This window comes from Ignavibacteriota bacterium, from assembly GCA_016708125.1.
Classification (GTDB): Bacteria; Bacteroidota; Ignavibacteria; order Ignavibacteriales; family Melioribacteraceae.
In genome coordinates this window covers 1-11,739 of the sequence record JADJGF010000004.1, presented here as the reverse complement: position 1 = coordinate 11,739, position 11,739 = coordinate 1, and the positions used below count along the sequence as shown (strand labels likewise).

11 protein-coding genes are annotated in these 11,739 nt (G+C 24.0%); all 11 read left to right on the top strand.

Annotated elements, in window-relative coordinates; translation table 11 throughout:
- A partial coding sequence (locus tag IPH62_19535; GenBank protein ID MBK7107465.1) for a hypothetical protein occupies positions 1-934 on the top strand: 934 nt, incomplete at its 5' end.
- Entirely contained in the window at positions 927-1,355 is a 429-nt protein-coding gene (locus tag IPH62_19530; protein ID MBK7107464.1) for a hypothetical protein, read from the top strand. The genes IPH62_19535 and IPH62_19530, both read left to right, overlap by 8 nt.
- Before the next feature lie 24 nt (positions 1,356-1,379).
- A complete protein-coding gene (locus IPH62_19525; protein ID MBK7107463.1) occupies positions 1,380-2,630 on the top strand; it encodes a hypothetical protein in 1,251 nt (416 codons plus the stop codon).
- 6 nt (positions 2,631-2,636) lie between these two features.
- Positions 2,637-3,677: a hypothetical protein gene (locus IPH62_19520; protein ID MBK7107462.1), complete on the top strand. Its 1,041-nt coding sequence runs from the start codon at positions 2,637-2,639 to the stop codon at positions 3,675-3,677.
- A 2-nt stretch (positions 3,678-3,679) separates the two neighbouring features.
- Positions 3,680-4,612 carry a hypothetical protein gene (locus IPH62_19515; GenBank protein MBK7107461.1) on the top strand — a complete coding sequence of 311 codons (933 nt, stop codon included), beginning with the start codon at positions 3,680-3,682 and terminating at the stop codon, positions 4,610-4,612.
- A gap of 55 nt (positions 4,613-4,667) precedes the next feature.
- Positions 4,668-6,734 (top strand): hypothetical protein, encoded by a 2,067-nt coding sequence (locus IPH62_19510; GenBank protein ID MBK7107460.1) that lies wholly within the window; start codon positions 4,668-4,670, stop codon positions 6,732-6,734.
- 13 nt (positions 6,735-6,747) lie between these two features.
- Positions 6,748-7,236, top strand: coding sequence for a hypothetical protein (locus IPH62_19505; GenBank protein ID MBK7107459.1), 489 nt, complete (start codon positions 6,748-6,750; stop codon positions 7,234-7,236).
- Positions 7,214-7,462, top strand: a complete 249-nt coding sequence (locus IPH62_19500; GenBank protein MBK7107458.1) for a hypothetical protein — start codon at positions 7,214-7,216, stop codon at positions 7,460-7,462. Before IPH62_19505 ends, IPH62_19500 begins: the two co-directional genes overlap by 23 nt.
- A 3-nt stretch (positions 7,463-7,465) precedes the next feature.
- Positions 7,466-8,716 (top strand): hypothetical protein, encoded by a 1,251-nt coding sequence (locus tag IPH62_19495; protein MBK7107457.1) that lies wholly within the window; start codon positions 7,466-7,468, stop codon positions 8,714-8,716.
- A 57-nt stretch (positions 8,717-8,773) separates the two neighbouring features.
- Positions 8,774-10,585: a hypothetical protein gene (locus tag IPH62_19490; protein MBK7107456.1), complete on the top strand. Its 1,812-nt coding sequence runs from the start codon at positions 8,774-8,776 to the stop codon at positions 10,583-10,585.
- Positions 10,586-10,599: 14 nt separating this feature from the next.
- Positions 10,600-11,739: hypothetical protein (locus IPH62_19485; GenBank protein MBK7107455.1), on the top strand; the 1,140-nt coding region annotated here is incomplete at its 3' end.

Sequence of the window (11,739 nt, the reverse complement as noted above, 5' to 3'; positions counted from 1 at the left end):
CAAAATAGCATCTGGAATTTATCAAGTTCATAAATTTGCAATTTTAATAAAAAACAGACCAGAATATTTTGATATATTATTAAAATATATTATAGTAAATTTTCCTTATGTTAGAACATATTTTTTAAAATTAATAAATTTATTATTAAAAGATGTTTTATATGAAATAGAACCATTAGTAATATTTGAAATATTTTTAAAAGGAATGTTTTTAGATATAGATCCAATTTTACTTATAGAAACTTATAACGAATATTATGAATCTTCTATAAAGTATATAATTTTTTTATATATTCAAACTGCAACTGGGGTGATAGATGATGATACATTCATACCGAGTCTGACAGAACAAATGCTTAATTCTAATAGATATAAGTTATTCGAAGATGGAATAAAATTATCGCAAATTTACATTCTCTGTAATGAATCAGAAGTATTAAAACGAATAAATTCTAATATTACAGATATAAAAACTAAGATTTTACCTAATGATTTTCAAAAACTATATTCTATAATAGTAGAAAAAAATGTAATTTATGATAGTAAGTTATTAACATTAAAATATAATTTAGATATGAATAAAGAATTGGATAGTTTAAAAGAACAAACCCCATTGATATATAAATTATTACGATCAATTAAAATTTTTAATAATAAAAAAAAATTTTCATATTATGAACGTGCTTTGATAAAAAATATAATTTATGAATCTGTTTTTATTAAAATAACGCCAATGATAGGCGAAGAATATTCTACAATAATGGCAGAATCTATTTCTAAAAATTTAGAATATTCATTAACAAATGGCGAATTTATTGATCCTTATACTCTATCGATATTGGCAATAGATACTAAAATATTTATTCCTCAATTTAAAGATTTTCTTTCTATAATCCTTAATAATCTAGAAATTAAAGAGCTTGATTATGTCTGAAGAAATTTATACTAAATTCGATTCTAATTTTTCAAATCTAAGTAATGATATCAAATATATTGAACTTAAAATTAATGATGTACAAGATAAAATAGTAGAATTGAAATTGCAATTACAAAATATACTCGGTATAATTGCAACAGTTCAAGGAGCAGATAAAGCAAAAACGTATGGAGTATATAATGAATTAATGAAATTATTATCTGCTTTTTATAGCAATTTAGCAGTTTTAATTGATTTAAGACAAAAATATAGAGGTCAAGAAGGAGATTTAAAATATAAATCTGTAAAATTAATTGAATTGGAAATGAAAAAAATTAATGATGATGATGCGCCACCATCAAATGATGATGTGCTTAAATCTATACAAAATTTTGATATGAATTCTTTATTTAAAGATGATGAAAAATACAAATTGTAACCTTAACAATGAGAGAACCTTCAAATGTCAGATATGGAAACAGAATTAACAGCTAGATTAAAAACTACTTTTGATAATATTCTTCTTTCTAATTTTGGAAATACTATAGCACCTCCTCCAATTGTTACTCCTTTTGGAATAAGACATTTAGATGCATTATTAGGAAATGGATTGTGTTCTAGTTCTCCGATTATATTATCAAGTACTCCAGAAACTGGAAAATCAACAATTGCTTTTCAATTTGCATCAGTATTTCAAAAAACTCATAAAAATTCAGTTATTGTATATTTAGATATTGAAGGTTCTTCTAATATTGAAAATAGTAAATATTTTGAAAATAGAATGAAAACATTTGATTTAGATACTACTAGAGTGTCATATATTCCAAGTATAATGACATTGAATCAAGTATTTGAATTTATTGATAAAACTGTAAAAGTAAAATATGATTTTGAAAATGCAATTAAATCAAAATCAAAAGAATTATCAGATTTTGAAGTAAAAGTATTAATTATTTGGGATTCTATTGCTGCAACTCCAAGTTCAAAAGAAATAACATCCGATGATCCTAATGAAATTATTGGATATAAAGCAAGAGAATTGACATATTTTATTAATAAATATAAACAAACTATAATGATGAATAGAATAAGTTTTTTAATTATTGATCAAATTAGAAGCAATATTAAAATTCAAAGTAAATTTGCTCCGCAAGATGAAAAATCTGTTGGGACTTTCAATAATTATAAATCTGCAACTAATGTTTCATCATTCCAACATGCTGTAAAACAATGGATGTATTTATCGAAATTAACAACATTATATGCTAATGATGGATTTGGAGTAGATGGGCATGTTATTAGTGTTCGCATGGAAAAGAATAAATTAGCCCCATCTGGTGGAGAAGTTCCTATTGTTTTTGATAAAAAATATGGTGTAATTCCATTATATAGTGAATATTTGTTTATGTCAGAAATGACTAGAACAGAAAAGAAGATGACTGGAAACAAAGCAGAAAAATTAGTATATCCACTAGCTATTAATGCAGAAGAAAGAAGTAAAGTTATTACTATAATTAATCCAAGTACTGGACAAGTTATTGAAAAAAGTGATAAATTCACTGAAAAAAAATTAAAAGAAAAATATGAAACCGAACCAGAATTTAGAAGAATTTTTGATTCGGCATTAGATATATCTATTCAAGAAAGAATTCATAAGGGGCTATTTAGATTTATTGAAAATAGTCATTCTTTGGATGCGCCGCCGGAATTATAATTTTAGATGAATAGACAATTTATTAATTTAATGATTGAATCATATATCTCTGATAGAGGAATTGATGAAATCGAAAGAAATAATATAAAATATTTGATAATTGAACATTTAGAAGAATTAAAAACACAAGATTATAATATGTATAATTATCTTCATTCTATATCAAAATCAAATCAACAGAAATTTTTATATTCATTAATTGATGATAGATATGAATCTGTAGAAGAAAGTAACATGGCATTGTCATTAGAATTAGGAGTATTAGCAACATCTTTAGGATTGATATTTTATGTTTTTACTTTATTATTACATGATCAACCAGGGTTTTTCTCTAGTATTACATTAATATATCGTAATTTAAAAGATTCAGTTTCGAATGCTATTACTGCTTTTAAAAATTCTATGACAAAAACATCTCAATCTTTAAATATATTAATCAGTAATAATTACCATAATTGTTTAGCAAAATGCGAAATACCAGAAGAATTTTATTCAAAACATAACAGTACATTAAAATTAGCATTAAATAGTTTATATTCTAATGATGGTTTTAAAAGAATCACTAGAGATGAACCTGGATTTGTTGGTATGATAAAAAATATATTTGGTAAAGGAAAATATAAATTAGATTCAATTCAATTAGAATGTTTAGTAAATTGTGGATTAGATTCTTTAACTACAGTTATAGCTCAATATGCTGGATTGTATATAAATTGTATTAAAAATTCAAATACAATATATGCTAATACAAAAATTTATACTCTTTTAGATTTAGGAAGAATACCAGCGGATATAGGGACATGTAATGAAGTTAGAGAAAATTACAAAGAACTTTCTGATAGATTCTTAATTTTATTAAATTATTTATTTAATTCTGGAAATAGAAGAATTATTAATGCTTCTACATTACATTCCAGATGGGTTAATATTTTAGAAAGAAAAATACAAGCAGCCTCTGAAGGGAACTACAGCGCATTGTTAGATATTTCTAAACAATTTGTTGGAGAACATTTTATCCCAAGTAATCAACAAGAAGTGAGATTCTAAATATGGAATTTACCGATCTATTAACTGGTTTACAAAATAATAAATTTGAAGAGATGGATTCTATAAATATTAATAATGATATTAAAAAACCTTTAACAGTATTTGATGTTAACAGTTTCATTAGAGAATTAAAACTAAAATCAGCATCAGATAACCGATATTTTCATGATTCATCTGAAAGATTTAATGCTTATGATTTAGCACATAATTGTATTAGGTCGGTATTATTTAGAATATTTAAATATCCATTAAAAGATTATAGTGATTCTTGGTTACCAGTTAAACTAAGAACTAGATTAGGAACAGCATGTCATGAATTTGTACAATCTAGTAGTATATTTACTGAACAAGAAACTTATTTAAGAATTTTATCAGAAAATATTTCTGTAAAATTAGATTGTCTTATTAATAATAATGTATTAGTAGAAATAAAATCATGTAATTATACGGATTATAGTCAGATTATAAAAACAAATCTTCCAAGAACTAAAGATTTATTCCAATCAATTTTATATAAACATTTGTTAGAAACCCATTTGGATGAAGCTAAAGAACAAGTTTATACTGAAAGAGAATCTAGAAAATATAACCACCCAAAATTAGATAAATATAAAATAGAACAACTTCAGTTTATTTATATTTGCCATGAATTAGTATCTGCAGAAACGGAATCTATTGAAGAAGATATTGAATTTTCAAAAAGACTTAAGAAATTTTTAAAATCAAGAAATAATAAGTTTTGGTTTATAAAAACTATAGAACTCGATTTATCTAAATTCAATATTGTTAATATGGAAAGAGCAATGGTAGATAAATTAAATGAATTGAATAAATATAGAAAATTAAAACAAATTCCAGAAATGACTAATAAATATGTTGATAAAAAAGCTTGTTTCTTTTGTTTATTCAAAGAAATTTGTTCTACCGTAAAATAAATTCATAGCTCACATACCCCTAATTAATTTAGGGGTTGGAGATTACAAATTGAAATTGAGTTCACAAAATACTAATAGAATATCTCCGTTTGAGATGGTAAAAAATCCAGCGGGATTAACAAATACTGACGAAAGTCTTATTTTCACATATCCATTTGTAATTGATAAAACTCTTGCAAAAGAATGGGGTCCTTTGCTCAGAGATTTTTTTTCAGTTCAAATAACATCACAAATTAAATCTGCAAATATTTTAAATATAACATCATCAGTTACATCATTAGGTGGTTCTAATCATGAAATAAATGATTATACCAATCCATCTGCTAAATTGTATTCATCTTTAAATAATATGGCTCCTGCTGGAATAACTGATAATACTCCAGCACAACAAATGATGGCTTCATTAGCATCTTTAAATCAAAGACAGATTCAATTACATAATAGAGAAGAAATTCAACAACAGTTGAATAATTTTAAAGAATTTATTAAATTACAAATAACCAATGATCCAGTTTATGATAATTTGCGTCCAATAGCCACACCAATTATAGTTGAAAATTTATTAACAGTTCCATTAATATTAGGAACTAAAGAAATTAGAATGGATTCACAAGTATTATTCTGGATATTATTTTTATGTTTAGCAGATAGTTTGGAACTAACATCTGATACAACATTAGAAACAGTTAAAAATTATATTAGAAAAATTCCAAGAAATAATTTCATGAATTTATTATATAATAATAGTGCTAATGGATTAAGTAACAGCGATCCAAATAAAGAAAGATTAACAAGAAGAATAGACCCAAAAGAATTTACAAAATCAACTACTATAACAGGAAATGATGTTTCTGCATTACAAAATGCAATTGGTGATAATTTAGATAAATACTTTAGATTTATTTCTCCAATTTTCAATGAAAATAGATGGTTAGAAGAAGTAGGAATAGGCAGAGCATCTGGAAGTATATTACAAATTTCTGCATCTCAGTTAGATTTGAGAAATTTTCAAGCAGAAATTATGACTAAGTTTTCTAATTTATTTATGGGATTTATTACTAAAGATGTTACTAGAATTTTACAGTCTTTAGTTTATGTGTTAGTAGATCCACATACAGATAATATCGATTTCACATTAAAATATAAAAATATTGCAGATTCACTTATTAATTTAACTACAGATAATGATTCTGATGATTTATTTAATGCGGTATTAGCTGGTTTATATAATATTTCAAATGGAGATTCTAAAATATTAAGTCCTCAAAATAGCGAACATATGATTAGAGATATTGAAAGTTTTTGTAATGATTTAAATAGGATTTCTATTAAAGAAAATTTTGACAAGATTCATTCATTAAGACTTTCATTATCAGATTTATCATTGAGAAATTTACTTGATTTTATGGATGACTTGACTACTAATATTACCAATTTAATATCTGTTAAAAAATTAATAACTAATTTTATGATTAGAGTTTCTAATAATAATGTAACTTCGAATGATATTGATAATATTGATAATAATATTTATAATATAGTTCGATCATTTTTTGAAAATACTAGAAATAGAAATGATCCACAAGCAATATGGGATGGGTCTAGTATTCCAGCAGTTTTTAATTCTTTAACTGGAATAAATGATTCTAGAAGAGTCAATGGATTTTTTTCAAGTGTGTATTCTAATTTAACAGAATTGATTTCATTTTGTTTCTATTATTCATTCGTTGGACATCTGTGTGAATATTTTAAAGAATTAAAATGTAAAATAGAAATAAAAAGAAAAAACGCACTTAGTTTTCCAAATTATATTTTGGTCGTTCCTTCAGAATATATTCTTAGTTTATATAATGCATTGGCATATAGAAGTTTTTCTAATATGATTGTTTCTACAGAAAGAAAAGAAGAAAAATTCAGCAATATCAAAGCTGCAGATAATGATATTGGAAGAATGATGACTTTATTAAACAATAGATTAAAAATTCCAAATATTATAGTTGTAGATAATAAAACAAAAACTATTTATTATAAATGGAATTATCTTAATAGAACTTTAAAATTAAATTCTACTTCGATTAGTAGTTATATTAAAGTTCAAAAAAACGCCATTCAAATGTTTTAAAAGGTGAGAAAAAATGAATTTTACAGATCGTTATGATTTAACAGAAAAATCTATGTCTGCATTGGCTAGAATTAAAGAAAATAGAAAAAAAGCAGAAGATAAAGTAAAATTGATGAGTGAGATTAAACGTCCAATAATTAATAGTAAAATTGAAGAATTTTCAGAATCTGCATATATTAAAAAAATAAATATTGATGAAAATGTTTATTATTCATTATTAAAAGTATTAAATGAAGAACAACTTCAAGTAGCAAAATCTATAATTAGTAAAATTGAAGAAGATGTGAAATCTATTTATGAATTGGCAAATATAAAGCCAAAAATTTATGGATTTCAAGAATTAGATTTAGATTCTAGTAAAGAGGAATTAAATAAAGAATCATCTAGAATTATCAATGAACATTTTGAAAAACAATATTATAATCTGACCTCTAGAGAAAAAGAGAAAAAATATAAAGATGTTGTAATTTCAATGTCTCATGAATTTTTTATTAGAAAATGAAGGAATTGAGCCAAAAACTTCTTTAGAATTTTCATATAAAACGATTTTAATTAAAAATTTATTAAGTAAAATAAGTTTTCCATATTATTCAGAAATGAAAATTAAAGAATTACAAGAATCTGAAATGTATAAAGAATTTTTTGATAGTGAAAAATTAAATTTTCATCTTGAAAATTTTAATAAAAATATTTTAGATTTATCAAAAATCATTGCTATTGGTGTTTGAGTCATGGACAAGCCAATTGATAAATTGGTAATCGAAATAGAAAATTATATTAAAAATGTAGATTCACTATTTTTAAGAAACTTAGATGTGGAATATAAAAAATTGATATACAATGTCCATGCTGATGCTGTTAGGCAATATAGTAAAGGATATTGTATGAGAATGATGATTCCAGAAAAAGAAGTACTTGCTACTTTTTCAAAAATAGATTCAATTCCATTATATAAAATATCGGAAGCATTTGCATCTCAATGGATAGTTCCAAAAGAAGCACATATGCACAATAATACATATTATCATATATTATTGTTGGTTCATTTGTGTGCAATAAAATTTAGAATGGATGATTTAGCAAAAAACTCTCTTTCATTATTATTATTTAGAATTTGGAATGGTAGGATAATTGGGGCTATTAAATTTTGCGATCCAGATACTATGAATTATGTTACATCAGTTATGATGAATAATAAATTCATTTCTAAAAATCATAATAGTCCTTTTGAAATGTTAGTTAATCATTTTTCACCTACTATATGGGAAAAATATAAAAATTCCTATTTAGGAAATTCTACAGAATCAAAAAGAATATTTGAACAATGTTATGCAAGAGTAAAACAAGTATTTCGTTCCAATCCTATTTTAAATTTGAAATCTGGAGAAAAAAAGTATGCCTCTGGACTTCAACCATTCTATTATAAAGCAAAAGAAAATAATTTAAAAATAAGTACAATTAAATCGGGATCTACTTCTTCAGAAGATTATGATATTGATGGTGCTTTTAGTTCATCAGCATATGATGATCAAATAAGTGATATATCAAATTTTATTGTAATGAATCACTTTCCGAAATATGATGAAGAATTTTTAAATATGTTATCTTCTGAAATTAGAGGAATTAATAAACAAAATATTGTTAAATTAGTTTCTTGTATTCATGATTTAAATTTTAATGATTATATTGATGAATTACTACAAAATATTTTCAGAAGATTAATGGGAATTAAGAAAGATGATATTTGTTCTCAAACATTTTATACAGATGTTATATTGAGACGAATAATTTCATCTAAACATACTCAAGATGTTGTGAATATAAAAAATATTTGTGATAAATTATTAATAGAAATATTTAAAAATAAATATGAGAAAAAATTCGACTATGAAGCTATCTCAGATACACAGAAAGCTATTTATAGAAAATTAATAATTTATGCAATATCTTATAATATTCGCAGAAGAATATGTTTTAATTAAAAATCCCGCCGCTAGAATAGATAACTATTTTAGCGGCTATTTTTAGGTAAAAATTAAATGCCAACCTTAACTATTAAAGATATTGGATTTGATAATGATTCTAGTTATGTATTAGTAAATAGTACTAAATATAATAATATAGAAAATAACACTATAAATATAAACACAAATCCAGATAATAATAATATTTTATTTTATTTGAATAATGTACAGTTAGAATCAAACCCGAATATTTTATTTGATAATTTATCTGCTAATGTATCATTTGATAATGCAACTAATTTAGAATTAAAATATACTGATTTTGAAGGTATTTCTTTAAATTCTAATATAAATAATGTAACCTCATCTACAATTAATAAAGATATTCCTTTTATAGTATATGGGAATAATAATAAAATATTAAATGATTCCCCACTTATTATAGAACCAGTTATAGATTCAATAAATGATTCTACTAATAATATATTGATTAATGACAATACAGCTTCAATTCCGACCCAACAATTGTATACTAATATTCAAAATTCATTATTAACAAAAGCCAAAAATTATTTCGATTATCTTACTAAAAAAGCAGATGTAGAAAATATTAGCGATTTTTTTAAATATTTTTATAAAACATTTTTCGATTCTACTTATGATTTTGATATAAATGGATTTTCAATAATTTTTATGTATCCACCTCATTTATCAGGAGATTTGGAATATGATACTCCTGAGATATTATTTAAAGATAGATTTCAAGATTTTATGATTTTTGCTGTAGAATTTGATGTTAATGATATCGAATTAAAAACATCAAGTATTGAAATATCATCAGGAAGTGAAATGCAATATGTTAGTGGTTTTACTACTAGTCAAGATTTATCTGTTAGATATATTGATGATAAAACTTTAAAGATATACGGATTTCATTCTGATTGGTTTAATTATATTAAAGATATTATTTATGGAAATAAATTTCCATTAGATGAATATATAGATTCGAAAGAATTGGATTATATGGCATCTTTTTATTATTTAAAATTTAAATCAAATATGGATGTTCCTAATTATATAGGAAAAGCGTCAGGGATTTTTCCAAAATCATTACCAGTTAAAGATTTGTTTGGTAATAGAACTGATAATCAAATTATAATGTATAATATAAATTATTTTTGTGCATCTTATGAAGGGTTTGTTTTGGAATTTATGCAAGATGCTAATGGAAATTATATTACAGATTCGAATGGAAATTATGTTCCAGCTAAAAAGAATTGGTTATATGATGAATTTAATGAAGTGATAACTAATACTTATAAAAAGATTATCACTGTTCAAGATGCTATTGATAGTGTTCCTCAAAATGCTACCCAATCAATAATTCCTGTAGATACTCCTTCAAAATATGCAAGCCATTCTTATATTACTGATAATAATGCACCAGCTATTGATATAAAAACATATGAAAAGGAAATAGCAGATATTACAGATTCATTAATTAATAATAAATATCCGCCATATGATAGTTCATTTCTATTGATTTTATCAGAAAAATTCCCCAATGTAGAGAAACCAGTTATAGCCAAAATAATAGCAGCAGTTCATAATCCAGAAGTTATAGAAAATGTAAATGTGATGTTGACATTAATGTATAGCACATTATATAGAATTAATATTCAAGTATCAAATATTTGTTCTCCTTCATTTTATCCAAATATTGTTTATAAAGAAATTGTTAATGGAAGATCGGCAGATACAATTGCCAAAATTGCAGATTCTATAATTGGAAGTTCATTACCAAATTATAATTCAAATGAATTGTATAGAAAAATATTAATAAGTGCAGTCGCATATCAAATCCAAACTCGGATTTGTGTTAAATAACGAAGGCCAAATTCATGGATAACATTAATTCATTAGTAACACCAGATGACTTTATTCAGTATTATTATAAACAATTAAAAACTGATTTAGATGTAGATGATGTTAATATAAATAGATTGGGATTTATTGGATTTTTTTTTGAATTGTTAGGTAATACTCAATTTGATACTAAGAATTATTATAATAATTTATTTGCAGAAGCATTTCCAGTAACAGCATCTAATAATACTAATTTAATTTATCATTCGGATGTTTATGGATATGTCCCTGGATTTGCAACTCCTTCAGTAATTCAAGGCGTATTCAAATTTGATTTTACTTCATTTCCATTAATCGCTACTAATATTAAAAAAAGAGAAATTGTAATAAGCGAAGGAATGTATTTATCAATAGAAAAATTAAATTATAATTTAGATGCTGATTATAAAATAATATTTGATAGAGTAATGACAGAAATTGGTTTACCAACAAATTCATTTAGAATAAATTGCGAAATAAAATCAAAAGATGGATTTGAGATAATTCCTTTATTACCTTCGAATTCAGTTATTAAGATAGTAGATTTAAAACAATATGATTTGATTGAAGAAAGTGTAAAACTTACTAATTATGTATTTGGAACACATTATGTTCATACTATTGCATTAACTGATTTTATTTATGCTTTAGATATAGAAGTAAAAGAACGTGATTCAACTACTTATGAAAAATATGAATTAAGACAGAATAAATCATTTTCTATTCCTGATGAAAAAGTTATTTTTTTCAAAGTGTCGCCAAAAAATGAATTAATTTTGGAATTTGGATCTGGAATAAATGGAAAATATATTCCATATTCTGATATTTTAATTCATTTAAAAACTACAAAAGGGAAATTAGGAAATATAAGTAGTAATACTGTGTCTCCATCAGGATTATTTACATTAATAGATTTTGGATTTAATGATAATATTATTACAACATCTACTATTGGATTTAATCCTAGTGCTATAGAAGCCGAAGTTTATGGTGCTTATGATGGAAAAGATGCAGAAATTGAAGAAGTATTACGAGAGAATTTAGTAAAATATATTCAATCAAGAAATAATTTAATGTCAGAATTAGATTTTGAAAATAATCTAAGATCATATTTTGATGTTTGTGAAATTTTATTT

Coding starts and splice junctions, on each gene's coding strand:
- IPH62_19530 (MBK7107464.1), top strand. CDS start 927: ATGTCTGAAGAAATTTATACTAAATTCGATTCTAATTTTTCAAATCTA.
- IPH62_19525 (MBK7107463.1), top strand. CDS start 1,380: ATGTCAGATATGGAAACAGAATTAACAGCTAGATTAAAAACTACTTTT.
- IPH62_19520 (MBK7107462.1), top strand. CDS start 2,637: ATGAATAGACAATTTATTAATTTAATGATTGAATCATATATCTCTGAT.
- IPH62_19515 (MBK7107461.1), top strand. CDS start 3,680: ATGGAATTTACCGATCTATTAACTGGTTTACAAAATAATAAATTTGAA.
- IPH62_19505 (MBK7107459.1), top strand. CDS start 6,748: ATGAATTTTACAGATCGTTATGATTTAACAGAAAAATCTATGTCTGCA.
- IPH62_19500 (MBK7107458.1), top strand. CDS start 7,214: ATGAATTTTTTATTAGAAAATGAAGGAATTGAGCCAAAAACTTCTTTA.
- IPH62_19495 (MBK7107457.1), top strand. CDS start 7,466: ATGGACAAGCCAATTGATAAATTGGTAATCGAAATAGAAAATTATATT.
- IPH62_19490 (MBK7107456.1), top strand. CDS start 8,774: ATGCCAACCTTAACTATTAAAGATATTGGATTTGATAATGATTCTAGT.